The 26,957-nt window shown below is 73.3% G+C and carries 26 protein-coding genes and 1 pseudogene; 11 read left to right on the forward strand and 16 right to left on the reverse strand.

Annotation, left to right across the window (positions count from 1 at the left end):
• Positions 1-14: 14 nt before the first annotated feature.
• Positions 15-647: a DUF6193 family natural product biosynthesis protein gene (locus tag ABZ312_RS22270; RefSeq protein ID WP_500438586.1), complete on the forward strand. Its 633-nt coding sequence runs from the start codon at positions 15-17 to the stop codon at positions 645-647.
• A gap of 39 nt (positions 648-686) precedes the next feature.
• Here ABZ312_RS22270 and ABZ312_RS22275 read toward each other — a convergent pair whose 3' ends face one another.
• The 3 genes from ABZ312_RS22275 to ABZ312_RS22285 all read right to left on the reverse strand — a co-directional run bounded on the left by ABZ312_RS22275 (position 687) and on the right by ABZ312_RS22285 (position 4,587).
• The gene (locus ABZ312_RS22275) at positions 687-2,204 is read right to left on the reverse strand and encodes a GMC family oxidoreductase (RefSeq protein WP_500327043.1); all 1,518 of its coding nucleotides are present in this window, start codon (positions 2,202-2,204) and stop codon (positions 687-689) included.
• A 55-nt stretch (positions 2,205-2,259) separates the two neighbouring features.
• Positions 2,260-3,741, reverse strand: a complete 1,482-nt coding sequence (locus ABZ312_RS22280; RefSeq protein ID WP_500327044.1) for an aldehyde dehydrogenase family protein — start codon at positions 3,739-3,741, stop codon at positions 2,260-2,262.
• 402 nt (positions 3,742-4,143) lie between these two features.
• Complete coding sequence (locus tag ABZ312_RS22285; protein ID WP_500327045.1) at positions 4,144-4,587, reverse strand: ATP-binding protein; 444 nt, start codon at positions 4,585-4,587, stop codon at positions 4,144-4,146.
• Positions 4,588-4,819: 232 nt separating this feature from the next.
• On the opposite strand from ABZ312_RS22285, the gene ABZ312_RS22290 reads away from it, so the two are divergent.
• From ABZ312_RS22290 to ABZ312_RS22300, 3 genes are all read left to right on the forward strand, one after another.
• Positions 4,820-5,086, forward strand: coding sequence for a WhiB family transcriptional regulator (locus ABZ312_RS22290; protein WP_500327191.1), 267 nt, complete (start codon positions 4,820-4,822; stop codon positions 5,084-5,086).
• Positions 5,087-5,408: 322 nt separating this feature from the next.
• Positions 5,409-6,134, forward strand: coding sequence for a sigma factor-like helix-turn-helix DNA-binding protein (locus ABZ312_RS22295; RefSeq protein WP_500327046.1), 726 nt, complete (start codon positions 5,409-5,411; stop codon positions 6,132-6,134).
• Between the two features lie 134 nt (positions 6,135-6,268).
• Positions 6,269-7,186: a DUF6891 domain-containing protein gene (locus tag ABZ312_RS22300; RefSeq protein WP_500327048.1), complete on the forward strand. Its 918-nt coding sequence runs from the start codon at positions 6,269-6,271 to the stop codon at positions 7,184-7,186.
• A 185-nt stretch (positions 7,187-7,371) separates the two neighbouring features.
• On the opposite strand, the pseudogene ABZ312_RS22305 reads toward ABZ312_RS22300, so the two are convergent.
• A pseudogene (locus tag ABZ312_RS22305) lies at positions 7,372-7,595 on the reverse strand (cytochrome bc1 complex cytochrome b subunit); the annotation flags it as partial.
• On the opposite strand from ABZ312_RS22305, the gene ABZ312_RS22310 reads away from it, so the two are divergent.
• Positions 7,566-7,688 (forward strand): hypothetical protein, encoded by a 123-nt coding sequence (locus ABZ312_RS22310; protein ID WP_500358861.1) that lies wholly within the window; start codon positions 7,566-7,568, stop codon positions 7,686-7,688. The pseudogene ABZ312_RS22305 and the gene ABZ312_RS22310 sit on opposite strands and share 30 nt — an antisense overlap.
• An 89-nt stretch (positions 7,689-7,777) precedes the next feature.
• Here the strand turns inward: ABZ312_RS22310 and ABZ312_RS22315 are convergent, their stop codons facing one another.
• Complete coding sequence (locus ABZ312_RS22315; RefSeq protein WP_500327049.1) at positions 7,778-8,524, reverse strand: phosphotransferase family protein; 747 nt, start codon at positions 8,522-8,524, stop codon at positions 7,778-7,780.
• A gap of 320 nt (positions 8,525-8,844) precedes the next feature.
• Between ABZ312_RS22315 and ABZ312_RS22320 the strand changes: the two genes are divergently transcribed.
• Positions 8,845-9,696, forward strand: a complete 852-nt coding sequence (locus ABZ312_RS22320; RefSeq protein WP_500438588.1) for an NmrA/HSCARG family protein — start codon at positions 8,845-8,847, stop codon at positions 9,694-9,696.
• 37 nt (positions 9,697-9,733) lie between these two features.
• On the opposite strand, the gene ABZ312_RS22325 is transcribed toward ABZ312_RS22320, so the two are convergent.
• Complete coding sequence (locus ABZ312_RS22325) at positions 9,734-10,483, reverse strand: hypothetical protein (RefSeq protein WP_500358853.1); 750 nt, start codon at positions 10,481-10,483, stop codon at positions 9,734-9,736.
• Positions 10,484-10,918: 435 nt separating this feature from the next.
• On the opposite strand from ABZ312_RS22325, the gene ABZ312_RS22330 reads away from it, so the two are divergent.
• Genes ABZ312_RS22330 through ABZ312_RS22340 form a run of 3 tightly spaced genes read left to right on the forward strand, consistent with a single transcriptional unit; the run spans position 10,919 to position 14,420 of the window.
• Positions 10,919-12,622 (forward strand): bifunctional phosphatase PAP2/diacylglycerol kinase family protein, encoded by a 1,704-nt coding sequence (locus ABZ312_RS22330; RefSeq protein ID WP_500438590.1) that lies wholly within the window; start codon positions 10,919-10,921, stop codon positions 12,620-12,622.
• 42 nt (positions 12,623-12,664) lie between these two features.
• Positions 12,665-13,618, forward strand: a complete 954-nt coding sequence (locus ABZ312_RS22335; protein ID WP_500438592.1) for a YihY/virulence factor BrkB family protein — start codon at positions 12,665-12,667, stop codon at positions 13,616-13,618.
• Positions 13,619-13,646: 28 nt separating this feature from the next.
• Positions 13,647-14,420 (forward strand): phosphatase PAP2 family protein, encoded by a 774-nt coding sequence (locus ABZ312_RS22340; protein ID WP_500327058.1) that lies wholly within the window; start codon positions 13,647-13,649, stop codon positions 14,418-14,420.
• 339 nt (positions 14,421-14,759) lie between these two features.
• On the opposite strand, the gene ABZ312_RS22345 is transcribed toward ABZ312_RS22340, so the two are convergent.
• The 6 genes from ABZ312_RS22345 to ABZ312_RS22370 all read right to left on the reverse strand — a co-directional run bounded on the left by ABZ312_RS22345 (position 14,760) and on the right by ABZ312_RS22370 (position 19,646).
• Positions 14,760-15,608, reverse strand: coding sequence for a hypothetical protein (locus ABZ312_RS22345; protein WP_500438594.1), 849 nt, complete (start codon positions 15,606-15,608; stop codon positions 14,760-14,762).
• 55 nt (positions 15,609-15,663) lie between these two features.
• Positions 15,664-16,866, reverse strand: a complete 1,203-nt coding sequence (locus ABZ312_RS22350; RefSeq protein WP_500438596.1) for a hypothetical protein — start codon at positions 16,864-16,866, stop codon at positions 15,664-15,666.
• Complete coding sequence (locus tag ABZ312_RS22355) at positions 16,863-17,186, reverse strand: PadR family transcriptional regulator (protein WP_500327063.1); 324 nt, start codon at positions 17,184-17,186, stop codon at positions 16,863-16,865. The genes ABZ312_RS22350 and ABZ312_RS22355 overlap by 4 nt, the downstream gene beginning before the upstream one ends.
• Before the next feature lie 75 nt (positions 17,187-17,261).
• Positions 17,262-18,110, reverse strand: a complete 849-nt coding sequence (locus ABZ312_RS22360; RefSeq protein ID WP_500327065.1) for an oxidoreductase — start codon at positions 18,108-18,110, stop codon at positions 17,262-17,264.
• Positions 18,111-18,129: 19 nt separating this feature from the next.
• The gene (locus ABZ312_RS22365; RefSeq protein ID WP_500438598.1) at positions 18,130-18,882 is read right to left on the reverse strand and encodes an SDR family oxidoreductase; all 753 of its coding nucleotides are present in this window, start codon (positions 18,880-18,882) and stop codon (positions 18,130-18,132) included.
• A 44-nt stretch (positions 18,883-18,926) separates the two neighbouring features.
• Positions 18,927-19,646 (reverse strand): SDR family oxidoreductase, encoded by a 720-nt coding sequence (locus ABZ312_RS22370; RefSeq protein ID WP_500327069.1) that lies wholly within the window; start codon positions 19,644-19,646, stop codon positions 18,927-18,929.
• A gap of 241 nt (positions 19,647-19,887) precedes the next feature.
• Between ABZ312_RS22370 and ABZ312_RS22375 the strand changes: the two genes are divergently transcribed.
• Positions 19,888-21,282, forward strand: a complete 1,395-nt coding sequence (locus tag ABZ312_RS22375; protein WP_500327071.1) for a D-alanyl-D-alanine carboxypeptidase family protein — start codon at positions 19,888-19,890, stop codon at positions 21,280-21,282.
• Positions 21,283-21,325: 43 nt separating this feature from the next.
• On the opposite strand, the gene ligA is transcribed toward ABZ312_RS22375, so the two are convergent.
• From ligA to ABZ312_RS22395, 4 genes are all read right to left on the reverse strand, one after another.
• Positions 21,326-23,359 carry an NAD-dependent DNA ligase LigA gene (gene ligA, locus ABZ312_RS22380; protein ID WP_500438599.1) on the reverse strand — a complete coding sequence of 678 codons (2,034 nt, stop codon included), beginning with the start codon at positions 23,357-23,359 and terminating at the stop codon, positions 21,326-21,328.
• Positions 23,360-23,425: 66 nt separating this feature from the next.
• On the reverse strand, positions 23,426-23,851 hold the full coding sequence (locus ABZ312_RS22385; RefSeq protein WP_500327074.1) for a hypothetical protein: 426 nt from the start codon (positions 23,849-23,851) through the stop codon (positions 23,426-23,428).
• A gap of 18 nt (positions 23,852-23,869) precedes the next feature.
• Positions 23,870-24,874, reverse strand: coding sequence for an NAD(P)H-dependent flavin oxidoreductase (locus tag ABZ312_RS22390; protein ID WP_500438601.1), 1,005 nt, complete (start codon positions 24,872-24,874; stop codon positions 23,870-23,872).
• A 62-nt stretch (positions 24,875-24,936) separates the two neighbouring features.
• A complete protein-coding gene (locus ABZ312_RS22395) occupies positions 24,937-25,776 on the reverse strand; it encodes an alpha/beta fold hydrolase (protein ID WP_500438603.1) in 840 nt (279 codons plus the stop codon).
• 274 nt (positions 25,777-26,050) lie between these two features.
• Here ABZ312_RS22395 and ABZ312_RS22400 point away from each other — a divergent pair, with 274 nt between their 5' ends.
• Complete coding sequence (locus ABZ312_RS22400; protein ID WP_500327080.1) at positions 26,051-26,938, forward strand: LysR family transcriptional regulator; 888 nt, start codon at positions 26,051-26,053, stop codon at positions 26,936-26,938.
• The last annotated feature ends 19 nt before the right edge of the window (positions 26,939-26,957 follow it).

A 26,957-nucleotide genomic window follows, 5' to 3' on the forward strand; every position in this document is an offset into this window, starting at 1 on the left:
GTTTCTCCCTCCCCGTGACCGCCCCGTCCGCGGACGCGTTGACCCACGCCGCCGTCGAGAGCAGGTTGCCGCACCGGGGTGCCCTGCGGATCAACGCGTCGGAGTTCGCGCGGGAGTGGTGGATCCGTGGCGGAGAGGCGTCGCAGGGCGTACCGCTGATCTGGGGACGCGCCGCGGAGTTGGGGCAACTCGCGAGGGCCGCGCGGGCGTGGCACGAGGGCGGGTCATTGGGCGACATCCGCCGGGTCGCGCCCTTCGTGCTCATGACCGGCCGGTTCGAGGTGCCCGACGGCGATCCCGTCCGGCTGGCCGAGTCCGAGTGGCAGGGCCTGCGCAAGGAGGCGGGGGAAGTGGCCGTGCCCGGCTACCGGGCGCTGGTCGAAAGGGCGTACGCCGAACCGGCTCTGAGGGGTCTGTACCCCTTCCGGGACAGGTGGGTGCTGTACTTCTCGACCACCACCCGCCCGGACCTGACCGTCACCGGGCCGTGCCTGCGCGCCGATGACGTCGACCGGTTCACGGTCCGCGGAGCCTTCGCCGACCGGGACGTCCTCACCGAGACCGCCACCGCGCGGGAGGCGGTGGCGGTCGCCGTCCGGCATCTGCCGAGCGGACTCGGCCCCGTCACGTCCGGGGCGCCCCGGTAGCCACCCGCCGGCGCCGTCAGGACCTATCCGGACCACCGCTCAGGACCGCAGCAGCTCGGCGGCGCGTTCCGCGATCGCGTAGACGGTGGCGTTGGTGTTCGCGGAGGGGATCGAGGGGATGACGGAGGCGTCGGCGACCCGCAGGCCGTCGACGCCGCGCACACGCAGGGCGGGGTCGACGACGGAGCCGTCGTCGTGGCCCATCCGGCAGGTGCCGACGGGGTGCATGTACGAGCACAGGGTCCTGAGCGCGTGGTCCCGCAGGCCGGCGTCGTCCGTGACCTGGGGCCCCGGCAGGACCTCGTGCCCGCGCCACTCGGCGAGCGCGTCCGCCTGACCGATCTCCCGCGCCAGGTGAAGCCCCCGGACCACGGCGGCCAGGTCCCGCTCGTCGCCGTAGTAGTCGGGGTCGACGAGCGGCAGGACGTCCGGGTCGGCGCTCGCGAGGCGGACGCTCCCGCGGCTGTGGGGCCGTATCGAGGAGACGGAGATGGTGTAACCCTGCCCCGCGGCGGGCGCGTCGGGGACGGGGATGTGACCCGCCGCGTCGACGAAGAGCACCTGGAGGTCCGGGCCGTCGAGCCCGGGCCCGCTGCGCACCAGGCCGTACGCCTCGCCGTGGTTGTTGGCGCCCTCCGGGACCGGACGGGCCGCCCGGTAGATGAGGTTGGCGATCGGGTGGTCGTGCAGGTTCTCCCCGACGGCCGGGAGGTCCACCACGACGTCGATGCCGGTACGGCGCAGGTGCCCCTCGGGGCCGACTCCGGAGAGCATCAGCAGTTGCGCCGATCCGATGGCGCCCGCGGTGAGGACCACCTCGCCCGAGCACCGCACGAGCGATACGGTGCCGTCCCTGGCGCCGTACTCCACCCCGCTGCACCGCCCGCCGCCGATGTGCAGCCGGAGCACCTGGGTACCGGTCACCACGGTCAGGTCGGGACGGTGCAGGACGGGGGCCAGGTAGGCGTCGGCGGCGCTCTGCCGCCTGCCGTCGACGACGTTCAGGTCGGACCAGCCGAATCCCTCCTCCGCTCCGCCGCCGATGTCGGTCGCGCGCCGGTGACCGGTCTCGGCCGCCGCCTCGAGCATGGCCGCCACGACCGGGTTCGGGGACTCGGGGAGCCCGACGGTCAGGGGGCCGCCGACCCCGCGCAGGGCCGGATCCCGTCCGGAGAGGTTCTCGCTGCGCTTGAAGTAGGGCAGCAGCCCGTCGAACCCCCAGCCCTCCAGGCCGGCTTCCGCCCAGGCGTCGTAGCTGGAGCGGTGGCCGCGGAGGAAGTTCATCGCGTTGATGGCGGATCCGCCGCCGAGCGTGCGCCCGCGGGCGAGGGGGACGGTGGTGCCGCTCGCCCGCTGCCGGACGGTGGTGTCCCCCCAGTTCGCCGACGTCCGCAGCAGGGCCGGCCAGGCCGGGGGCGAGGTCATGTCGGCCGAGGTCTGCGCCGTGCCCGCCTCGAGCAGCAGGACGCGTACGCCCTCGGGCTCGGACAGCCGTGCCGCGATCACGCAGCCGGCCGTCCCGCCGCCGACGACGACGTAGTCGTAGCTGTCGGTCATCGATGTCCCGTCCGTTCCTCGTGAGTCGATCGTGTGCCGTGCCCAGAGGGGCAGGTCATTCGGCGATGGGGTAGCGCGGCGGCCGCGAGCCTTCGATGGTGATCCACTGGAGTTCGGTGAACTCCTCCAGGCCGGCGCGCCCGCCGGACTTGCCGTAGCCGCTGTTCTTGACGCCGCCGAAGGGCATCTGCGCCTCGTCGTCGAGCGTGCTGCCGTTGATGTGGCACATGCCGGCGTTGATGCGCTTGGCGAGGTCCAGGGCGAGGGGGATGTCCCGGGTGAAGACGGCCGAGGTGAGCCCGTAGTCGTTGTCGTTGGCCACGCGCAGGGCCTCCTCGGGTCCGTCGACGGAGATGACGCCGACGACGGGGCCGAAGGACTCCTCGCGGTAGACGCGCATGTCCGGGGTGACGTCGGCCAGTACGGTGGGCGCGAAGCACGGACCGTCCGAGGTCCCGCCGGCCAGGAGCCGTGCGCCGGCCGTGACCGCGTCCAGGACCAGGTCGGACAGCCGATCGATGCTGTCCGGTCCGACGACCGGGCCGAGCGCGGTGTGCGGGTCGCGCGGGTCACCGCAGGTGACGGTGGCGGCGACGGCGGCCAGGCGCCGGGTGAACTCCTCGGCGATCCTGCGGTCGACCAGGATGCGTTCCGTGGACAGGCACGCCTGGCCCGAGTTGGCGAAGGCGCCGAAGGCCGTGGCGCTGATCGCCCGGTCGAGGTCGGCGTCGGCGAGGACCAGGACGGGCGCCTTGCCGCCGAGTTCGAGGATCGCCTGCTTCATGTGCGCGGCGGCCCGCTGCGCGATGATCCGGCCCACCCGGCTCGAACCGGTGAAGTGCACCCGCCGTACGGCCGGGTGGGCGATCAGCGCGTCGACCACCTCGGGGCCGTCCTCGGGCGCGTTGGTGACGAGGTTGTACACCCCATGGGGCAGCCCGGCCTCGGTGAGGCACTCGGCGACCAGGCCGTGGGTGCGCGGGGTCTGCTCGGACGCCTTCATCACGACGGTGTTGCCCACGGCCAGCGCGTACGGGACCGAGTTGCCGACGAGCAGCGCCGGGGCGTTCCACGGGATGATGCAGGCGACCACGCCGACCGGTTTGCGGATCGCGATGGAGGTGCGGCCGGGTGTCTCGGAGGGGATGAGCTCGCCGGTGAGGCCGTCGTGGACCGCGCTCGCGGCGTAGCGGAACTTCTCGGCGAGAGCCGAGGTGTTGTAGTGGCCCCATGGGGCGGGGCCGCCCATCTCGACGGTGATCGCCTCGGAGATCTCCTCGGCTCGCGCTTCGAGTGCCTCGGCGGCCGCCCACAGGATGCGGCGGCGTTCGTTGGGCGGCAGCGCCGCCCAGGCGGGGAAGGCACGGTCGGCGGCATCGGCCGCCCGCAGGACGTCCGCCGAGAGGGCGGCTGCGGCCTGGGAGGCGATGTCGCCGGTGAACGGGTCGCGTGCGGTGAAGGTGTGCGTGCTGGCGGCCTGTTGCCAGACGCCGTCGATCAGCAGTTGCTGCACGGTGTTCTCGCCGGTGAGGGTCACGGGTGGTTCTCCTGCTGTGCGGAGGCGCGGTGCTTCGTGCGCAGCACGGCGCGTGGAGGTGGCGCTGGGACCGGTGGTGCCAGAGCGAAGGGTGATGCCGATCGGACGGGCCTGCTGGATGCGGGGCCCGTCAGCGACGCACGGGGTGGCGTCGTGCACGTCGGCGGTGTCGCCGAGGGTTTCCGGTGGCGTGGGGCGTGTGTCGTGCTCCGGCTCGCGGAGCGGGAGTTGGCGACCGCCCGCCACCGGCCTCGGCGCATGCGCGGCGGGCTCCGAGGACGCCTCACGTGCCGGTGGGGCGTCGGAGGCGGTGGCCTCCGCAGCGTCCGGAGTCCCCCGGCCGGTGCTATTGAAGGATGTCCGTGCAGCGTAGCGCTGATAAGCCGCAAGGTGCAATAGGTGCTAACATTTATGTATAAATCGGACGCGGATGACGTCGCGCCCTTGATCACGGCGAAGAACCCGCCCCCGGCGGCAGTTGCTGGTCGACCCAGACGAGCTTGCCTTCCGGAAGGTGGCGGGCCCCCAGGCGCGGGACAACTGCGCGACGAGGAAGAGCCCGCGGCCGTGTTCGTCGGTGGCGGTGGGGCGGTGCAGCAGCGGGTGACTGTGGCTGGAGTCCGAGACCTCGCAGGTCAGGACTGCGTGCCGGATCAGGCGCAGCCCGATCGTCCGGTCGTTGTCGCAGCCTCCGCCGCCGTGGACGACGGCGTTGGTGACCAGCTCGCTGACGATCGGCTCCGTGGACTCGGCCAGGTCGTCCAGCCCCCAGCGGGCCAGTTGGCGGGTGACGAGCGCCCGGGCACGGCTGACGACGGCCGCGGCGCCCGGGGGCCCGTACGTCACATTCCGGCGGCCTGTGTCGTCGTACCTCTGTGGAGGCGCACGCCTTCACGGGATGTGCGGATCGCGACCATAGGCTGTGTCTATCGACGCCTTCCGATATCCGTCTTGGACGTCACGGCGCGCTCGTCCATAGCATCCAGACATGGCACTTACCGTCCGGTCGGGGCCGGGCCCTGGGCCGCGGAACGGCCGCGAACGGTGGGCTGACATGACCACCTATGAGGAGGCTTCCATGAACTGGCGCGACGCCGCCGCCTGCAGCGGGGAGGATCCGGAACTCTTCTTCCCGATCAGCGGCAGCGGCCTGGGCATGGCGCAGATCGACGAGGCCAAGGCAGTGTGCCGGCGGTGCCCCGTCATCGCCCGGTGCCTGGAGTGGGCGGTGGAAACCGGCCCCATGGAAGGCATCTGGGGCGGCACCACGGAGAGCGAACGGCGTGCGATGCGGCACCGCGCCACCCGTGAGCGACTCAGAGGGGCGAGCGGAACCGCCGCCTGAGCCGCCCCACGCGACGGCTCGCCGGTTTCCGTCACCGCCTGCACGAGGGAAGCACGACACTCATGGAGGCCCTGCGCCGCCGCACAGGGGTCTCCTCGGCCAGAGGAACTCATGCTCATGCGGGGCAAGGCCGCGGGGCGACCGGGCACCCTTCCGAACCCGGCGCTGAAGGACCGGCCCATGCTGATGGCGTTGGCCTTCAGGATGCTCGGATCGACGCACGACGCCGAGGACGCCGTCCAGGAGACCTACGCCCGCTGGTACGCGATGTCCCCCTCGGCCCGCGCCGGCATCAGGTTCCCCCACGGCCTGGCTGGTCCGCGTGGCCGGCCGGATCTGCCTGGACCACCTCGGCTCCGCCCGCGTCCGCAGGGAGAGGTACACGGGCGAGTGGCTGCCCGAACCGCTGCCGGACAGCTCGGCGTGGAGCAGCGTACGGACGTCCGCGCACATGGACGACCCCGCTGACCGGGTCGCCCTGGACGACTCCGTCACCATGGGGATGCTCGTCCTGCTCGAGGCCCTCACGCCGGCGCAACGCGTGAGCTTCGTCCTGCACGACGTCTTCAAGGTGTCCTTCGTCGAGATCGCCGCCATCGTCGGCCGCAGCGCAGAGAGTTGCCGCGCGCTGGCCGTGGCGGGCCGCAGCGGCATCACCTCCGCGCGCAGGCACGAGGCGGATCAGCAGGAGTACCGGCGGCTGGTCCGCGAGTTCAAGCGGGCGTGCCAGACCGGCGAACTCGACCGCCTGATCGCCCTGCTGGACCCGCAGGTCACCACGCGGGCGGACAGCGGAGGACGGGTCCGTGCCGCTCTCAAGCCCATCCACGGAGCGGACAGGACCGCCCGCTACCTCATCGGCGCGTCCCGTAAGGAGGGCCGTCTGGCCACGGCCCTCATGACCCTGGAGAACGCCGGTCACCGCCCTGCACTGGTCTGCCGGGTGGACGGAGCGGTGGTCGCCGTCGTCACCCTGCACGTTGCCGGATCGCGGATCACCGACGTGTGGATCACGCTGAACCCGGACAAGCTGGCCGCCTGGGTCTAGGGCCTGTCGTCACACCTCGGTCAACGCCCACCCGGGATCAGGGCTGGTCGGCTCCCGGGAGGTCGGCGGTCAGAGGGGTGTGTCAGAGGGGTGTGTCAGAGGGGTGTGTCAGAGGGGTGTGTCAGAGTCTGCGCATGCTCGAGATCGTGGTGAAGACGGAGAACCGGGAGCGGCACGTCCGTGTGTCCGCCGAGGAGCTGGCTGGGCTGGTCCGGCACATCGGTGGTGACGGTGACCGGTTCCTGGTGGTCCAGCGGATACCCGACCTGCCTGACGTCTTCGCCCAGGTCTGGCACGAGGCCGGTGGTGACTACACGCTGGAGCACCGGGACGGTGCCGCCGACCGGCACTTCCAGGCGATGGCCGACGGGCCCGAAGCCGTGGTCGCGGCGATGACCGGCTGGGCCCGCCAGGAGGCCGGCTGGGACGGTGGTCTGGGCTGGTCGCTCCTGGACATGGGCCCCGTCCCCGAAGTACCGCCGCTCGACCTCGACGAAAACGAGCGCGTGGAGTTGGAGGAGCGCGTCCGCGAGGTGCTGGTCGGCGGCTACGCTTCCCGCGCCGAACTGGCCGAGCTTGCCGAGGAGTACCTGGTCACCAAGGACCGTCGGCCCGTCTCGCGCGAGCAGGCGGAGGCGCTGGCCGACCGGTTGTGGCTGGAGCGGGTCGCGGAGCAGACCGCATGGCAGGGCGAGACCGACCCTGAGCGACTCACCCGCGCGTTCGCCGCCCTGCAGGAGGCCGGCATCACCGCCCGTGAGAACTTCACCTGCTGCCGCACCTGCGGCCAGTCCGAGATCGGCGACGAAGGCAGGCCGGACGCCCGCGGCTTCGTCTACTTCCACACCCAGTGCACGGACTCCGCCGCGGCCGGCCACGGGCTGATGCTCCTCTACGGGGGTTTCGACGGCTCGCCCGAGACCACTGCAGCCATCGGCCACGAGGTCGTGGCCGCCCTCGAAGCGGCCGGCCTTCACGCCGTGTGGGACCGTGACCCCGACCGGGCCATCACCGTCACGCCCCTGGACTGGCGCCGCCGCCTGGTCGGTTAGGGACCGGCGTCAAGGATCACACCCACATCAGGTGTGAGCCGAGGGTGACAGCCGCCCGATATCCCCCGGCTTCGCCGGTCAGTGCTCGATGCCGTGCCGCATCTCCTCCTCGGTGGGCTTGGCCACCTGTGACGCGGGCCCGTAGAAGGCGTGCGACAGGCGCAGCCGCAGGCGTTCGCGGCGGGTCCCAGGCAGATGCGTTTGGTGACGACGAGGGAGACCACCGGGACGACGAACACCGCGACGCGGACGGCCCAGGTGACCGCGTTGATGGAGAGGTGGAAGCGGGTCGCGAACAGGTCGTTGCCGCCGCCCGCCAGCAGGCAGAAGTAGAGGCTCAGCCAGCGACGCCGAGCCCCGTGCGCACCTCGTCGGCCGGGTGGACGGCGTGACGGCGGCGGTCGTCGGTATCGACCTCACCGAGGAGGGCCGCATCGGCCGGATCTGGCTCATGATGCACCCGGACAAGCTGCACGCGTGGCGCAACAGGGACGGCGGATGACGACTCCTGGTGGAAGGAGGTTTCCGGACCTCCGGGAATGGCGGCGTGTCAGTTCCAAGTGGTCAGCGAACAGCCGGGCCCGCGCAGCCTCACATCCGGGATCTCAGCACGTCGACCTCGCAGCCCGGCGCGAACGGGTCGAAGCCGTGCTCGATCAGCCAGCGAACCACCAGCAGGCTTCGCAACGACCACCACGCGTGGATCACGTCGAGGTCGACGTCGGTGCCGTAGCCCGCGACGACGTCGTCGAGGTGCTCCTCGTGTCCGAGCGTGAAGGTGGCGAGGTCGTACAAGGCGTCACCCTGACCCGCCTCGGACCAGTCGATGATGCCCGTGACCTCGTCGCCTTCGAGGAAGACGTGCGCGATCTGCAGGTCGCCGTGCGTGAACGCCGGAGTCCACGGCCGGAGCGCGGCCTCGGCGACCCGGCGGTTGCGGGTGACCAGGTCAGCGGGCAGGAGGCCGTTCGTCACGAGCAGCTCGCACTCGCCGTCGAGTTCCGCCGCCAGTGCGACGAGGCTCCGGCCCGCCCCGCCGGGCCGGGGCGGCAGCGGCGCGTCGTGCAGCTTCCGGATGGCGGCGCCCGCCGCGGCCCACGCCGCCGGTGGCCCGGTCGACGGCCCGCCGAGGCGCCCAAGCGTCGTCCCCGGGACTGCGGCGATCGCGAGCACGGGCGGCTTGCGCCACAGGACCTCCGGGGTCGGGACCGGCGCGAGGGACATCGCCTCGACCTCGACGTCGATGCGCGCCTGATCGGCGTCCACCTTCAGGAACACGTCGCCGACGCGCAGGGTCGCGCGCTCGGAATGGGCGACGACGACTTCCACCTCATCCATGGGCGACCAGTATCCCGGGGGTGATCGCCGACGTCGCCGGGTTTGTCGCGTGCGATGACGCGGCCGGCGGCGTCCCGACACCGATCCGGGGTGTCACACATGCACCAGGTGATGGGTCATGGGGACGAAGGAAGTTCGTGACCACGGAGAACGGCCGTGGAAAGGCCATGCCGGGCGCCCGTTGTTCGCACACGTCCCGGCGTGAAGTTCACCCCGCGGAGGGGCCCGATGTGTCCGTGTTGCCGCGCATGTGCATGCGCCGTGGCCGGATACTGCGCATTGGCGTTCATGCCCTGCGGCCATGAAGAAGGAGTTTCCCGATGGTTGATGAGCCGATCCTGGTGCTTGCCGCAACCGGCGGACAGGGCAGGGCCGTGACCGACGCGTTGCTGGACCGCGGGGCCAGGGTGCGGGCGATGGTGCGGGATCCCGCGCGGGAGGCCGCGCGGCGGCTGGCCGATCGAGGCGTCACCGTGGTGGCGGGCTCCCTGAACGACGGCGCTTCCCTTGCCGCGGCGATGGACGGGGTGGCGGGGGTCTTCGCGTTCACCACGCCCTTCGAGGCCGGCGTGGACGCCGAGGTGGCCCAGGGACGGGCCATCCTGACCGCCGCCGGCGCGACGCGCGTACCGCATCTGGTGTTCAGTTCGGTGGCCGGTGCCGACCAGGGGAGCGGCGTACCGCACTTCGACAGCAAGGCCCGCATCGAAGCCGAGCTGGCCTCCGGCGATGTGCCCCACACGATCCTGGGGCCGACGTACTTCTACGACAACGCCCTCGGCGACGCGGAGCGCATCCGCGGCGGCGTGCTCGACCTGCCGCTGCCCGCCGACAGGCCGCTGCAGCAGCTCGCACGGGCCGACCATGGCGCGTTCGCGGCCGAGGTGCTGCTCAACCCCGCGCCCCACCTGGGGCGGCGTATCGAACTGGCCAGCGACGCACCCACGCCCGCGCAGATGGCGGACGCCCTGCGCGCGGCCCTGGGGCGGGACGTCCGGCACGAGCGCGTACCGCTGGAGGCCATCGGCAACCCGGACATGCACGCGATGTGGACCTTCCTCAACGGCCCCGGCTACCGCGTCGACGTCCCCGCGCTCCACGCGGCACATCCGGAGATCGCCTGGACCGGCTTCGCCGAATGGGCGCAGGCCGCCTTCGCCCCCGCCCACTGAGCCCGGGCGCACGGCCAGGCCACGACGCCCCAGCCGGTCACACGTCCGGTAGGAGGAGCCAGACTTCGGAGAGGGCGAGACCGTGCTCGTGGGTCGTCACCCCGCACGGGCAGCCCAGCCGGATCAGGCGCCAGTCGCAGGTCACCGTCCACGGGCCGTCCCGGCCTCCGCACGCCGGGCAGCCGACGGTCTCGGCCGTCCACACCCCGGCGGCGGGTCTGCCGTGACGCCGGAAGCGGCCCGCGTACCGGACCTGCCAGGGCCGGACCGGTGGTGTGTGCGGGGCGGTCCCGGGCGGGCCCGCCGAGGCCAGCGCGGCGAACAGTTCGGTCAGTTCGGGGAGCAGTGCCTCGCCCGCGTCGGTCGCCGGCCGGGTCCGTACGCCTGCCGTCCCCGCAGGGGACCCGTATCCGGGCGCGGCCGCTGCCACTGGTGGGTTCGGGGTGGCGTACCACGGCAGGAAGGCCCGGGCGACGGCGGCGAGGAGAGCGGCCGCGCGCGGGCTGACGGCGCCTGCGTCGAGGTGGTGGAGGGCGGTGCGCAGGACCCGTTGGAGCCGCCGGTCCCGGTCCGTGGCGCGGGTCCGGGCGGTCGCCTGCCGCCGGGCCGGGAGCGGCGCCGCAAGACGGTCCAGGACCGCCGCGGCCGCTGCGGAGTCCGCGGGGGCGGGCCGCCACTCCCCGGCCGCAAGGAGCCGCCGTGCCTGCCCGGCCTCACGGGCCAGGGCGCGAGTCGACAGCGGCCACGGACCGCAAGTTGCCTCGTGAACCTCGTCCCCGCGCGGCACGGCCTCTTCTCCGCCTTCCCTCGTTCCCGCCGCTGACGCGACGTGGGTCCTTCCCTATCCGTACGCGCTGGACGTGTCCAGCTCCGTCGTCCAGTCCGGAACACGCCGGGGCGCATCCCAGTCGTCCTCCGGCCGATCGCCCGGGGCCGCCCCGTACGGCCGGTCCCGGGCGATAGCGTCCTTCCGCTACAGCCCCCGGCCCCCGGCCGCCGCCTTGCCGCTGAGGCTCTCCAGGTCGCTCCTGCGGACCCGGATCAACAGCAGTGCGACCAGCGGCACGACGGCCGCCATGGCGATGATGACGTGGTACGGGAGGTGCGCCGGGCGCTGATGGGTGATCGGCTCGTCCGCGGCCCGGCTTCGGAAGTGCCCTGATCCGGGCCCTCGATATCGTCGGTCACGCGTCACCTGGGCCAGACGGGTAAGACGGCAGCCATGAGGATCGCTGGCGGCGCAGTCCCGCCACGGCTGCGGTGGTTGCTGCTGCTGCCCGCGCAGTGGGGGCTGCTGGTGGCGCTCGGAGCGCTGGTGACCGGCCCCCTGGCGGACCGGTGGCCGCTGTCGGGGGAGGACGGCGTCGTCCGGTCCCTGTCCGCGCACCGTACCGGCGCGGGCGTCACCGTGGCGCAGGGGCTGTCACTGGTCGCGGGTACCCAGGGCGTGATCGCCGTGACGCTGCTGTGCGCGGTGGCGCTGCTCGTACTGCCGCGCACCGCGCGGCGGGCCGAGGCGTACTTCCTGGCCGGCGCGGTGGCGGCGCAGTCGGCGGTCTTCGTCCTCGTCACCATGTGCGTGGAACGGCCCCGCCCGGACGTCCCGCACCTGGAGCTCGCACCGCCGACCTCGAGCTTCCCCTCCGGGCACGCGGGGGCCGCACTCGCCCTGTACGGGGGCCTGGCCGTGCTCGCGGCGCGCGGGCCGCGCCGTCCGTGGCGGCTTCCGTCGGTCGTCCTGCTGCTGTGCGTCCCGGCCGCGGTGGCGGAGTCGCGGCTGTACTCGGGCATGCACCACCCCAGTGACGTCATCGGAGGTCTCCTCAACGGCGCCTGCACCCTGTTCGTGATGACCCGCGCCCTGCCGCCGGCCGGCGGACGGCAGGGCCGGACGCCCGGCCCCCGCTCCCGTGGTGGCGGCGGACGCCGGGCCGTCGTCGTCCGGCACCCGCATGCCTGCCCCGGCGAACTGGCCGACGAGGTGCGTGCCGTCCTGGACCGCCACGGCTACACCGACCAGCGGTGGACCCTCACCACGGCGGAGCGCCCCGGCGGGGAACTCGCGGCACTGGCCGCGGTACCCGGCACCACGCTGGTCGTCGTGTGCGGCGGTGACGGCACCGTACGCGCCTGCGCCGGGCCCTTGCTGGGCACGGACACCGCCATGGCCATCGTGCCCTGCGGCACCGGCAACCTGCTGGCCCGCAACCTCCACCTGCCCATGGACCCGGCCGTGGCCCTGGAGCAGGCACTGACCGGGCGGACCACCCGCATCGACGTGGGGCGGGTGCACGGCGACGGGCTGCCCACGACCTGCTTCACCGTCATGGCGGGCGCCGGCTTCGACGCCGCCATGGTCCGTGACGCCTCCGTCCGGCTCAAGGCGCGCCTGGGCTGGAGCGCCTACGTCCTGTCTGGGGTCGGCCATCTCACCGACCCGCGCATGCACCTGGCGATCCGTCTGGACGGCGGCCCGGAACTGCCGCGCAGGGCGCGGATGGTCCTCATCGGCAACGTCGGCGTCCTCCAGGGCGGCCTGCCGCTGCTGCCCCGGGCACGCCCCGACAGCGGATGCCTGGACCTCGTGCTGCTCAACCCCCGTGGCCTGACCGGATGGGCGGCCGCCGCGGGGCACCTGGCGGTACGCATGTTGCCGCACCGCCCGGGGCGCCGCGGCGGCGGCACCGCGACCGGCGCGCCCGTGGCCCGCGGGGCGCTGGAGTACTTCCAGGCCCGGCGGATCGACATCGGCTTCGCCCCGTCCCAGGCACGGGAACTCGACGGGGACGTCGTCGCCGACGGCACCCGGCTCACCGCCGAGGTCCAGCCGGGGGCGCTCGCCGTCCGCCTCCCCGCCCCCACTACTGCACCCGCCACCGAGCGTGCCCCGCGGCACGACGACCGAGCCGTCACCCCCGGCGGCTGAGACCCCCGCCGCCACCCCGCGGCCGTACCGGTCAGGAGAACGATGGGCACCGCCACCCGCGTCCCGCAACGACGCGACGTCCAGGGCGACGAGCTGTCCGGCGACGAGGCCTGGGCCGCGCTGCGCCGGTACGGCGGCTGGAGCCTGCTGCGCGACTCCTTCGTGCGGTTCCGCTACGCCGACGGCTTCAGCCACTCCCGCGCGCTGGCCCTGCAGACGGTCCTGTCGATCGTCCCCTTCGCCATCGCCATGATCGGCCTGTCGAGCGTCCTGCACACCGACGACATCGGCCGCGTCGCCGAACTGACCGTCCGCCGGATCGCCAGCGGACCCAGCCAGGAGGTGATCGACGACGCCCTGCGGCAGAGCCACCGGCAGGGCGACGGCGGCGGGCAGGCGGCCCTGTGGCTGGGGCTGCTGTTCTCCGTCGTCAACGTCACCACCGGCCTGTGCCAGGTCGAACGCGGCGCCAACCGCATCTACGGCGTGGAGCGCGACCGCCCGTTCCTGTACAAGTACAGCCGCGGCCTGGTGATGGCCGTGCTGGCGGGCATGCCGCTGGGCCTCAGCTTCGTCCTCACCGTCCTGGGAGGCCATCTGACGCGGGCCCTGGCGCAGGTTTACCACCTGGACGCCGCCACCACGCACGCCTGGGACCTCCTGCGCTGGCCGCTCGGGATACTCCTCGCGGTGCTCGCCACCAGCGCGATCTTCCGCCGTTCACCCCGCCGTGCCCAGCCCGGCTACACATGGCTCGCCTTCGGCGCGACGGTGTACCTGGTGCTGTGGAGCGCGTCGACCTGGGCCCTGAGCCTGTACGTCGGGGCGAGCGGATCCTTCACGAGCATGTACGGGCCGCTCAGCGCCTTCGTCGCGCTGCTGCTGTGGTCCTATCTCACCTCGGTCGCGCTCTTCCTCGGCCTGGCGTTCGCCGCGCAACTGGAGGCGGTGCGCGCCGGGGTCCGGCAACCCGCCGCCGACGACCCGGGCGTGTGACACCCGACCGGCGAAGGAGGCCCCGCCCATGCGCAACCCGTACCACTTCACGCACCTGGGACCCGACGCACGTCTGGGCGCCCGGCTGCCGGCCGCGGCGGCCGCCACAGCCGTCATGGCGGTGCCCTTCGCCCTCGCCGTACTGCTGGTGGAATCCGGATGGCCCCCGCTGCGCCGCCTGGACCAGGGCGCCGCCGACCATCTGCACCGCGCCGCCCTGCAGCACCCGGGCCTGGTGCGCGTGCTCCGCGTCCTCACCGACGTCGTCTGGGACCCGGCGACGCTGCGCGCGCTGGTCGCCGTACTGGTGGTGTGGCTGCTGACCCGCCGGGCCTGGCGCCTGGCGGCCTGGGCCGCCGTCACCGCGGTCGCCGGAGCCACGACGGGGCTGCTCGCCAAGAACACCGTCGAACGCGCCCGCCCCCACCTGCCGGACCCGGTCGCCCACGCCCCCGGCTTCTCCTTCCCGTCCGGCCACGCCATGACGGCCACCACCTCCTGCGCCGTCCTGCTGCTCGCCCTGCTCCCCCTGGTGCCCAAGGCGTGGCGCCCGCTGCCGTGGGCCCTCGCCGGGATCACGGTGCTCGGCGTCGGCTGCACCCGGGTGGCCCTGGGCGTCCACTGGGTCAGCGACGTCCTGGGCGGCTGGCTGCTGGGCCTGGTCGTGGTCACCGCCACCACCCTCGTCTTCGAGACCTGGCGCGCCGAGACCGGACGTCCCCGCACCGCCCCCTCGCAGGGCCTGGAGCCGGAACTGACCGGGGGCGCCCCCGAATCACCACGCGACGCCTGGCGGCCCTGAGGCCCCGGCCAGCCCGACGAGCCGCCGAGCCAGTCGGCCAGGAGGGGGACGACCAGCTCGGGCGCCTCGACCTGGGGGAAGTGCCCCACCGCGGGCGCGTCGTCGAGAACGGTCAGCTTGGAGCGGGGGACGAACTCCGCGATGCGCGGGATCACATGGGCCCCGCTGATGGGGTCCGCCGGGCCCCAGATGAACTGCTGCTCGTCCTCACACGTGCGCAGCACCTCCGTCCATCGAGCGGCGTGCACCTTCCGTTCGTCCATGTACCGCAGGAGGCCCGGCAGGACTCTGAGGCCGTCGCGCGTCCGCGTCCCGGCCCACATGTCGTGCGGCACCGCCTCAGGCAGGGGTCGTCCGGTCAGATGCGCCACTCCCTGCGCCGTCGGTGAGGCCGGACCTGACCTTGGCCAGCATCTGGCCGAGCAGGTGGAAGGCCCGTGCCCGCGTGGGTGCTTGGCGGAGCGTTCCGGACCAGTGGACGTCGGTGTACCTCTCGACGGCGACGAGGGTCTCGTGGTCGTTCCGAGCCGCCAGCACCTGCACGAAGCGCACGTAGTCGCCGATGTCCGTGCCGGGCGGGTGCCGCTCCATGAAGGCCCGCAGGCGCGGGGTCAGCGCCGGCAGCGTCCGATCCGTCGGGAAGACGACGGCCAGGCCGGCGAGGGCGAGTCGCACCGCAGGGCATTCGGTTTCCCATCGGGCCAGGAGGTCCCGCGTGCGGGACTCGACGACTGCCCGGGTTCGGGCCTCGCTGTCCGGGTCGGTGTGGGGTGGGGTGCCGGGCCGGCGACGTGCCAGATGACGCTCCCCGACCGTGGCGGCGTGGAACAGCGTGTGCACCGCTCCGAACCGCTGCCGGGCAGGCACCCGGTCGTCGGTGGCCAGTACCGCGGGCAACACGACGCCTTCGGCTGTCCAGGGCCGGCAGGTGTCCTGGTGGAGGATTTCGCCGTAGAAGTCGCCGAGGAACCGGACGTCGCTCTCCCAGTGCGGATCCGCCAAGGGCTCGAACAGCATGGATGCCTGGGGCACCCGGCGCCAGTCGGGCAGACGGTCGGCGATGACGTCCCGGAAGATCCGCCGGATCGGCGGGCCGAAGACGCGACCGGTCCTCCACGCCGCCCGGAGCTCTTCATCGGTCGCGTCGGCGGAAGCGGAAGTGGATTCTGGTTCGGGTCGGTCGCTCATCGCCGGCGCAGCGTACTGCGGCACGGCTCGCCCGCGCCGTCCCCCGTTGCCGCTGTCACCGCCGCCAGTTCGGCGGTGGCGTGGCGCCGGCCTGGGGGCTGCTGACGGCGGCGCCGAGGGCCGCGCCGAAGACCGCGAGGGGGAGGGCCGCCAGCGGTACGTAGAGGAGCACCCAGCCGATGGCCTCGTGCAGGGCCAGGCCGATCCGGCCGGAGACCGGGTCGCCGTCGATGGGGTGCACCCCGGCCCGCTGGTAGCGGAACGCCTCCGTGACGTAGACGGTGAAGGCCGGAAGGCACGTGGCCGCCACCGCCCACACCGCGGCCTGCAGTCCGGCCCGGAACGAGTGGTCGGCGGCCGCGACGAACAGCGAGGCCAGGAACAGGGCCAGGACCGGGACGGCGAGCAGGTAGAGGCCGAGGCTGTCGCCGGAGGCGATGTCGTTGAGGCGGGCGCAGAGGAGGAGTCCGCCGGCGACCGCCACCCCGACGCCGAGGCCGGTGCGACGGGCACGGCGGCTGGTGGTCAGTGCCCGCGGCGGAACGAGCGTGAGCCACAGGCCCACGGCCAGCAGCACCGCCAGGGTGACGGCGGCCGAGGGAGCCAGCACGACGGAGGCGTCCGTGCCCAGGGAGCAGGCCGTGACGGCGACGCACGCGGCCACGCCCACCAGGCCCGCGACCGCGGTGGGCAGACCGGGTGCGGGGCGGCGCAGTCGCCGGGCGCGGGAGACGGCGACGGTGGCCAGGGCGCCTGCCAGGCCGACGAACGTCACCGCGAAGAGCCGCAGTTCGGGCAGCGCGCGACCGACCACCGGTCCGGTGCCGACGGCGAGCGCCGCGGCCAGGGCCGCGGCCGCGAGCACCGCCGCCCGGTGCCCGCGCGGCGGGAACAGCGCGGTACGGGCACACCCGGTCGCGAACGACCAGCGCTCCCGGGGGTCCGGCACCTGCGCCAGTTCGGCGGTCATCGCCGAGCCCCAGTCGCGGCGGTCGGCCGGCAACGTCGCGACCGCCGCCGTCAGCAGCCGCGCCGGGGCGTCCATGGCGGCCAACCGGACACCGGACGTGCGCCACCAGGCGGCCCAGAGCAGCGCACCGGCCAATGCCGCGGGCGCGGCCAGGAGGACCGAGGTCACGGCGTACGACAGGAGGTCCTCCTCCGGCGCCGGCGGGCTGCTGCGGCTCAGCAGCAGGACGTAGGCCGCGTCGACGGCGGCGCACACGAGCGCCGCGCCCAGCCGGCCCGTGCGGTTCATGCGCCCTCCCACCCCAGACGCAGCCCGGACCGTTCGGTGACGGTGCCGCTTTCCTGCTCGGCGAGTTCGGCGGCCAGCGCCAAGCCGGCGCCCGTGAGCCGGTACAGGTGCCGCGGGGGTCGTCCGGCCGGTGCGTCGGACTCCCACGTGGTCTCCAGTTGCCCGCGGTCGGCCAGCCGGATCAGGATCGGGTACATCGACCCGGCCCGGATGTCGAGCATGCGGCACAGTTCGTAGCCGTACCGCCAGTCGGTCGGGGTTTCGGCCAGCGCCAGCACCACCGCGATGGTCTGCGCCGAGGGGCGTCGGGACCGGGTCATGCGGATAACTCTATATAGCTAGAGTTGACCCGGCAAGGGACCGTCGTGAAGCGACGACGGAGCGCAACCCGCGGCTCAGACCACGGACTTGGTGTCGTCGTGGTCGGTGGACAGGGCCAGGGCCCGCCAGGTGTCCGCTTCCTTGCGGAGCTGGACGATCTTGCCGTCCATCGCGGCGGCGCAGTCGCTGCCCAATTGGGCCCGCATCGGCGGGTGGTCGGAGTCGGCGAGCTCGATCATGGCCCGGGCGCCCTTGACCGGGTCCCCCGGCTGGCCGTGGTTGAGGCCGGGGACGGCGTCGCGCACCGCACCCGCGGTGGCGGCGTAGTCGGCGATCACCTGACCCTCGGTGTGCAGGCTGGTCGCGTCGAGGAAGTCGGTGCGGAAATAACCCGGCTCGACGATGACGACGTGGATGCCCAGCGGGGCCAGTTCGTCGTGGAGGGCCTCGGAGAGCCCCTCCACCGCGAACTTGGTGGAGCAGTAGACGCCGAAGCCCGGCGCGCCTCGGAAACCGCCGATGGAGCTGAGGTTGAGGATGCGGCCCGACCGCTGCCGGCGCATGACCGGTAGGACGGCGCGGGTGACGTTGGCCAGACCGAAGACGTTCGTCTCGTACACCGACCGGAACGCCGCGTCGGAGGTCTCCTCGACCGCTCCCAGGACACCGCGGCCCGCGTTGTTGACCAGGACGTCGATCCTGCCGAAGGCGTACACGGCCGCGTCGACCGCCGCACGGGCCTGCGGCTCGTCGGTCACGTCCAGCGCGACCGCGAGCACCCGGTCGCCGTAGGCGGAGAGCGCCTTCTCCACGTCCCGGGGGTCGCGTGCCGTCGCCACGACGCGGTCGCCGCGTTCCAGCGCCTGACGTGCGATCTCCAGGCCGAATCCGCGGGCCGCGCCGGTGATGAACCATGTGATCATGACTGCCGGCCTCCTGGAGTCAGTGCGCGATGAGGTTCTGGCCGCCGTCGATGTCGTACGTCCCGCCGGTGAGCGCGTCGTTGCACATGATGTGGGTGGCCAGGGCGGCGACGTCCGCCGGGCCGACGACCCGCCGGATGGGCAGCTTGGCGCGCAGTTCCTCGCGCCGGGCCTCGAGTTGGTCACCCAGGAGCGACGCCGACAGGGCGGTGTCCACGAAGCCGGCGGCGACGAGGTTCACGCGGATCGGCGCCAGCTCGAGCGCCAGGTTCGCGGTGAGGGCGGGAAGGGCGGCGGTGAGCGCGGAGGTCACGGCCAGGCCGACGCCGGGGCGCCGGCCGCCGGTGCCGCCGATGAACAGCAGCGTGCCGCCGGGGCGGACCTTGTCGGCGCTGTAGAGCGCCACCGCCAAGGTCATGGCCAGACGTTCGCTGAAGTGGCGGCGTGCCTCCCCGAGGTCCATGTCGGCGAGCGGCATGTAGAAGGGGCTGCCGGCCGTGAGCAGCACGTGGTCGACCGTGCCGGGCAGGCCCTGGAAGAACTCCTCGAGACGGTCGGTGTCGGTGGCGTCGAAGGCCGCCGTGCTCAGGGGCCGGAGCTCGTCCGCGGCCTTCCGCAGCCGCTCGGGGTTGCGCCCGACCAGCACCACCTCGCCGCCACCGGCCCGTACGCGGCGCGCGGTCTCGAAGCCGATGCCCGCGCTGGCCCCGATCACCACGACGGTCTGGCCGGCGAGGTCAGGGGGGTCGTGCGACGCCTTGCCGTCCGTCATGGGCACCTCCGGTTTGGCCAGCCGTCCGTCCCGTCGGGTGGGGGTCAGACCAGCGGCTCGCCGCCGCGCAGCTGCGGGTAGAGCTGGCCGGGGCCGCCGGGCAGGGCCGCCTGGACCTTCCGGGTGACGTCGTCGGCGAGCACCTCGTCCGCTCCGGCCGCCACGCCGTCGAGGGTGGCGCGGGCCACCGCGGCGGGATCGGCCTTCGGACCGCTCACGGCGGCGGCCATCTCCGTCGCGAGGTAGCTGACGTGGAGCGCGGTGACCTGCGTGCCCTGCTCGGCGAGCGCCACCCGCAGGGCGTTGGTGATCGACCATTCGGCGGACTTGGCGGCGGCGTACCCGGCGGTGCGCGGGATGGAGACCCAGGACAGCACGGAGAGCACGTTGACGATCGCGCCGCCCCCGTTGCGCCCGAGGACCGGCGCGAACGCCCTGCTCATGGCGAGGGTGCCGAGGACGTGCGTCTCGAATTCCGTACGGAACGCGTCGAGGTCGGCGGTGAGGACGTTGGCACGGGTCGTCGAGCCCGCGTTGTTGATCAGGAACGTCACGTCCCCGGCCTGCTCGGCCGCGGCACGGACCGAATCCTGGTCGGTGATGTCCACCGCGATCGGGACGGCGCCGGGGACGGCGACCTTCGCGGGGTCGCGGGCTCCCGCGTAGACCTTGGCGGCCCCGGCCTCGAAGAGCGCCCGCACGAACTGCTCACCGAGCCCGCGGTTGGCTCCGGTGACGAGGGCAACGCACCCTTGGACCTTCATGGAGGCACCTTCCCGGCGTGGGGTCTCGGGGCTGGGACGCGCGCTCACGGCCCGCCACGGCAGCCCGTGGCCGTCCGTCCTGCCTCCTCGACCTTTTCGAACGCACCTCTTCGAACGTATATCGCCCGGGTTGCCGCCACCACCGGAAGGGCGGGCACCCCTTTGGCGGCGCTCATGATGCCGTGGCCGCCACGGTCCGGAAACTGGGGTTCGGCAGCGGAGTGTCGTGGAGGAGGTCGGCGTGGCGGGCGAGTCTCCCGGCGGTGCGGATCAGCAGGAGTCGTCGGGGCGGACGGCGGACCCGGACGAGGCGAACAGCGCGGTGGGGCCCTCCGTGCCCGCCGGCGAGGGCCGGACCCTGCTGGACGAGCTGACGAACCCTCCTCCGCCGCCCCCGCCCCCGCCACCGGTCGCGGAGGAGCGCACCCCCGTGAGCCCGGTGAGGCTCTGGCTTCCGGTGGTCGTGCTGCTGGCGCTGGTCTTCTGCGTGGTCCAGGCGCTGCGCCCGCTGCCGGCGCCCACGCTGAAGCTGACCGCGGCGCCCTCCTACACCTTCGGCGGCGACGGACCGTCGCTGCCGTGGCCCGCCGAGGGCCAAGCGGTCCTGGAAGCCGAAGGGCTGGGCCGGATCGGTACGTTCGGCGTGCAGCGGCCGGTGCCGATCGCGAGCGTCGCGAAGGTGATGACGGCCTACGTCATCCTGCGCGACCACCCCATCGGGGACGACGGCGAGGGCAAGACCGTCGAGGTCGACCGCAAGGCCGAGGACCAGTTCGGCAGCGGGCAGACGGAGGGGGAGTCCGTCGTCAAGGTCACCGCAGGGCAGAAGCTCAGCGAGTACGAGGCGCTGGAGGCCGTCATGCTGCCCTCGGCCAACAACATCGCCCGCCTGCTGGCCCGTTGGGACGCGGGGACGGAGGAGGCGTTCGTGAGGAAGATGAACGCCACCGCCAGGGAACTCGGGATGGACGACACGACGTACACCGACCCGAGCGGCCTGGAGGCGACCACCGTCAGCACCGCGAGCGACCAGGTCAAGCTGGCGCACGCGGCGATGAAGGACGAGGTCTTCGCGGAACTCGCCGCCAAGGCCCGGTACACGGACCTGAACGGCGACGTCCAGAGGAACGTCAACCAGCTCGTCGGCTCCGGCGGCGTCGTCGGCATCAAGACCGGCAGCAGCACCAAGGCGGGCGGCAACCTCCTCTTCGCGGCGGTCCGTGAGTTCGGCGGCACGCAGCAGCTCGTCATCGGAGCGATGCTGGGGCAGCACAAGGCCGACATCCTCGACACGGTGCTGGGCCGCAGCAACACCCTGCTCCAGGCCGCGCTGGGCGCCCTCGCCTCGGACACGGTGGTCAGGAAGGGTGAGGTCGTCGGCTACGTGGACGACGGCCTCGGCGGCCGCACCGAGGTCATGGCGGCCGAGGACGTCCAGGCGATCGGCTGGAGCGGACTGAAGGTCCGCCTCTCCCTGCACGCCCCCGAGAAGGGCGTCCCGCACGCGGCGCCGGCCGGCGCCCCCCTCGGCACCCTCACCGTCGGGGACGACGACAGCGCCGTCAAGGTCCCCGTCGCCCTCGGCCGCCACCTGTCCTCGCCGTCGATCGGCTCGAAGCTCACCCGCCTCGGCTGACGCGGGTCGGCGATCCCCCCGCCCAGGGCGGGTACCCCGGATCCTAGACGAGGTAGTCGGCGACCAGGTCCGCGAACTCCTGCTCGGTGAGCACCCTCGTGCCCAGTTCCTGGGCCTTGGCGAGCTTGGAGCCCGCGCCCTGGCCCGCGACGAGGATGGTGGTCTTCTTCGACACGCTGCCGGAGGAGGTGCCGCCGGCGTTGCTGACGAGCTCGTTCATCTCGTTGCGGTTCCTGCCGGCGAGGGGCCCGTTCATGCCGCCCGTGATGACGACGACCTGACCGTCCAGGGGTTTGGCCTCGCCTGGCGTGGCGGCGGCGGCCGGCGCCACGGGCTCGGTCATGGTGACGCCCGCGGCGACGAGCTTGTCGATGACGGGTCCCATGGCCGCGATGTGGGCCGCGATCTTGGGGGCGTTGGCCGCCGGGAGCTTGTGCACCGCGGCCAGGGCGTCGGCGTCGGCGGCGCGTATCGCGTCCATCGTGCCGAAGTGGCGGGCGATCTCCCGTGACAGCGTACGGCCGGTGCGGACGATGCCGAGCGCGCAGAACACCCGGTTGAGGGGCTTGGCCCTGGCCGCCTCGATCTGCGCCACCACGGTGTCGGCGCGCTTCTCGCTGCGGGTCGCGTCGACCAGTTGCCCACGTGTGAGGCCGAACAGGTCGGCCACGTCGGCGACCGCGCCGCCGTCGACGAGGGCCTCCAGGTAGGTGATGCCGAGACCGTCGATGTCCAGCTGGTCGCGGCCCACGGCGTACCGCAGCGCGGCGAGCAGCCCGCATCCGCCGCCAGCGCCGCCCGCGCACTCCCACCGTTCGCCGGAGGTGTCGATCTCGCCGCCGCACGTCGGGCACGACTCGGGGAACACCACGGGCGTCTCGTCGCCCGTGCGCAGTTCCACCACGGGTGCCTCGATGCGGGGGATGATGTCGCCGGCCTTCCACACCATGACGGTGTCGCCGATCATCATGCCGCTGTCGCGGATGAACTTCGGGTTGTGCAGCGTCGCGTACCTGACGACGCTGCCGTCGACCTCGACCGGCTCCAGCACGGCCCGCGGCGCGATGATGCCGGTGCGTCCGACGTTCCACTCCACCGCGAGGAGCTTCGACTGCCGTACGGCGGCGGCGAGTTTGTACGCCGTCGCCCAGTGCGGGTGGCGGGTGGCGAACCCGGCCTTCTCCTGCTCGGCGACCGCATCGGCCTTGATGACGACGCCGTCGATGCCGAACGGCAGCTCCGCGCGCAGCCCGGCGATCTCGTCGACGCGGCGCTGCACCTCCTCCACCGTGCTGCAGACGCGCGGCCCGGCCGGTGTCGCGGCCGTGGTCTGCACCCCGGCGGCGGCGACCGCCTCCATCATCTCCGTGTGCGTGTCAGCGGGCAGGCCGACTACGCCGTACGCGTAGAAGGTCGTCTCGATCACGTAGGGGCGGTCCTTGGCGCGCAGCGTCCCGGCCGTGCCGTTGCGCGGGTTGGAGAAGACCTTCGCCCCGTGGGCCGTGCGTATGGCGTTGGCCGCCGCGAACTGCTCCCGGGTGAGCAGGACTTCCCCGCGCACCTCGAAGGTGGCCGGTGAGTTCAGCTCCAGGGGCAGGCCCACGATCGACCCGATCGCATGGGAGACGTCCTCGCCGGTGGTGCCGTCGCCCCGGGTGACGAGCTGTGTCAGGCGCCCGTCCACGTACCGGGCGGCGATGGCCGCGCCGTCCAGCTTGGGCTCGGTGACGTAGCCGCCCTGAACCGGCGCGCCCAGCCGGCGGGCGACGGACGCGTCCCACTTCACCAGTTCCTCGGGGCTGAACACATTGTCGAGGGACAACATGGGAACGGTGTGGGCGACATCGCCCGCCGGGGCGGCGCCACCGCCCACCTTGCCCGTGGGGGAGTCCTCCCGGACGTCCTCGGGGTGGTCCAGCTCGTAGTCGCGGATGCGCCCGGCCAGCAGGTCGTACGCGGCGTCGTCGAGCGGGCTCGTCCCGTCGGCGTAGTAGGCGGCGCACGCCTGCAGGGCCGTGTCGACGGCGGAGCGGTAGTCCTCACGGGACATCAGCGGGGCAGCGATCACTGTCGTCATGTGCCGCATCTTGGTGCACGGGTCTGACAGTGAGCCGGTCAAGCGGCCCCGGGCGGGCCGGGCCCGTCAGCGGCTGCCGGCGGGCCACGGCTGCCCGTCCGGGCGCATGAGCGCGGGCCGGCCCGCCGCTACGAAGTCCCCGTACTCGTCCTGCACGATGCCTTGGTTGACCCAGCGCGACCGCAGCGCACCCGTGCGCTCCTCAGCGGTCACCAGCGCGGCCAGCGGATCGTCGGCGGTGCCGACGAGGCGGCCGAACGCCTCCTCCTCCGCTTCCGGGTCGAGCGGCGGAAACTCGACCAGGTCCATGAAGGTCGCGTGCCCGACGTCCTCGAGGTCGTGGACGTGGACCTCGTACACCGCTTTCGCCGGCCGGACCTCGACGACCCTGACGCCAGGGCGCTCGGGCGCACCGATCGGCCCGAGGAACTGTTCCACCGGACGGCCCCGTCTCAGGGCCCCGACAGCGAAGGACTCCGCCAAGTAGCGCACACGCGCATCGTACGGTGCTCAGGCGGGCTCCTTGCCGATGCCGCCGGACGCCTTGCACAGCAGCCGGGCGGCCCCGTCGGCGAGTTCGCGGACGACGTCGAGGGCCGACTCGATGCGGGAGACCGTGCCGACCGCCTCGCCCGCGTAGAGGGCCATCGCGTCCAGATGCCCGGTCGTGGTCCGGAGCGGGCAGAACGGGCTGGACGCCGGGACGGGTACGGGCACGCCGCCCAGTACCGCCTCGCCGGCGATGTCGGTGTCCAGGGCGCGTGCGCGCTCGACGCACTCCGACAGGACGCGGTGCGGCGCGTCCGGCCATCCGGTCGAGAACTGCGTCGTCAGCACGGTGTCGCCGGCACCCGCCCTGATCAGGGCCTCCTTGTACCGCGGGTGCGCATCGGACTCGTGCGTGGCGACGAACCGCGTGCCGATACGGGCCGCGTGCGCCCCGGCGGCCAGCACCGCGGCGAGGGACCGCGCGGTGCCGATGCCGCCCGCCGCGACGACGGGGACGTCGACCGCGTCGAGCACCTCGTCGAGGAGCGGGAGCAGGGGCCGTACCCCGCGCACGTGACCGCCCGCCTCCCTGCCCTGGACGACGACGAAGTCGCACCCGGCGTCGGCCGCGGCCCGGGCCTCCTCGACCGAACCCACCTGCCAGGCGGCCAGCGCCCCGCCGCGCTTGGCACGGGTGACCAGGCGGGGGACGGGATCCGCGTAGAAGAACTCGACGACCGGCATCCGCTCCGCGGCGACGTCGACGCACGCCTCGTCCTCGAGCAGCGGCAGGATGAAGTTGACCCCCACAGGGCGGGAGGTGCGCCGCCGTACCGCGTCGAGCAGGTCGGTGAGCACGGGCGGTGGCACCATCGGGTAGCCCACCATGCCGAGCGCCCCTGCCGCGGACACCGCGTCGGCGAGGTCCAGCCCGCTCACCCAGCCCATGCCGGCCAGCTGGATCGGCACGTCGCAGCCGACGAGGTCGGTGAACGGGGTGCGCAGCGGGATGGGTACGGTCGCCATGTGCTGATGCAAGCGCCCGCCGTCGCGCTGTCGCCGCTGCGACGCGTCACGCGGGCGGAGCGTCACCCCGACGGCCGATGCCCCGCCTCGACGGGGTGACGCCGGATGAAGTCGAGGACGGTCCACGCGACGAGGGAGGGGTCCTCCAGGGGCATCGCGTGGCTGACGCCCAGGAGCGTCACCTGCCGGGCCCGGGCGAGCCGTCCGGCCAGCGCGCGGTTCCGAGCCCGGTAGGGGCTGTTGAGGCGCTCCCCCTCGCCGCCCGCCACCAGGAGCACCGGCTGCGGCAGGCCGTCGAGGCCGGCGGCGTCGGCGTCCCACGCGGCGAACGCCGCGCGCTCGTGGTCGAAGAAGTACCTGCCGCTGAGCACCGACCTCCTGAAGCCCTCCGTGCCGAGCGCACGGGTCATGACGCCCAGGTAGCCGGGGGCGCACACGCTCCCCGGGAAGAAGCCGTAGGCCCGCGCCAGGTCGCCCTCCTCCGCGGCGGCGACGGCCCTGCGCATGGCGTCGCTCTCCGGCTCGTCGGGGGCGTACGGGAACGCCGGTTCCAGCAGCACCATCGACCAGACGAGCTCCGGGTACGCGGCGGCCAGTTGCAGGGTGATGGTGCCGCCGGTCGAGTGGCCGACCACGTGCGCCTGCCCGATCCCCCGGGCGTGGAGCACCTCCGCGAGGTGCCGGGCGTGGTCGGTGACGCCCAGCCGGCCGCTCAGGTCCCGGCTCCGGCCGTACCCGGCGCGATGGGTGCGTACGACCCGCAAGCCGGGGAGCAGCCCGGCGAGCGGTGCGAACCAGTCGGCGCCGAAGGAGGCGTGGACGAGCAGTACCGCCTCGCCGTCCCCCTCGTCCCAGAAGGCGATGTCGGCGTCCGGTGTCACGATGTGCTGCTCCGCTCGCATGGGCATTCGCCTCGGAGTGGGTGCCGTCCGTGCTGGTATGTGGTGGTTTGTGCAACTTCACGCGAGGCGATGCTGTTCCCGGCGGGGTGATTCCCCGTGCCGGTCACCCTGTGGATCGGCCGCTTCGCGGTGAGTGCCGTGCTCGCAGGGTGCCGGGCAGCCGTGACGTCGCCGTGCGCTCCGGTCACCCGATGCGATGCTGGACAGCGTGGGTCATCACCGGTGGAGATGACCGCCCGGTTCGGGCCACGGGAAAGGGACGGCGGCGGTTCGCATGGACCTACGGCAGATGGAAGTGGTGGTCGCGGTCGCCGAGGAGGGCGGGTTCACGGCGGCGGCGCAGCGGCTGCACGTGGTGCAGTCCGCGGTGTCCGGCACGGTGCGGGCGCTGGAGAAGGAACTGGGCAGCGCCTTGTTCGACCGGACCACGCACCACGTGTCGCTGACCCCGGCGGGGGAGGCGTTCGTGCCCGCCGCCCGTGCGGCGCTCCGCGCGGCCGAGGAGGCGCGAGCGGTGGTCGACGCCGTACGGGGTGAGGTGCGCGGACGCGTGACGGTCGCCATCATGCAGGGCGTCTGGGCCGGCCTGCACCGCGCCCTGGCGGGGCTGCGCGCGGAGCACCCCGGCGTGAGCGTACGTCTGCAGCAGGCACCGGTGGCCAACGTCCGGCAGGCGCTGAGCGAGGGCACGGTGGACCTCGGCGTGGTGGCGCTCGACCGGCAGCAGCAACGGGGGCTGGTGACCCGTCTGCTGTCGCGCGAGGAGATGCTGCTGGTGTCCTCGCCGACGCGTGCCTTCGCCGAGGAGGACCTGGTGCGCCTCGACGAGATCTCCGGCATGCCCTTCGTGGACTTCCTGCCCGGCTGGGCCATTCGCTACTCGGTGGACCGGGCCTTCCGGGCCGCCGCCGTGGAGCGGTCCACGGTGTTCGAGGTGAACGACATCGTGGCGGCGTCCGAGCTGGTCCGGCACGACCTCGGGGTGTGCATCATGCCGGCGTCGATCGCGGCCCGGTTCCCGGACCTCTCCGTACGCCGGTTCGTGCAGCACGCCCCCGCCTGGAAGGTCATGGTGGTCCGCCGCCGGGGGGACATGTCGCCCGCGGTCGAGGCGCTGCTGCGGCACATCACCCCCCGGACGGCGGCGGAGACGACGGGATGAGCACGGTGGGGCCCGCCGA

Origin of the sequence: Streptomyces sp. NPDC006207, from assembly GCF_040613835.1 — a bacterium.
In the GTDB taxonomy this organism is placed as follows: Bacteria; Actinomycetota; Actinomycetes; order Streptomycetales; family Streptomycetaceae; genus Actinacidiphila.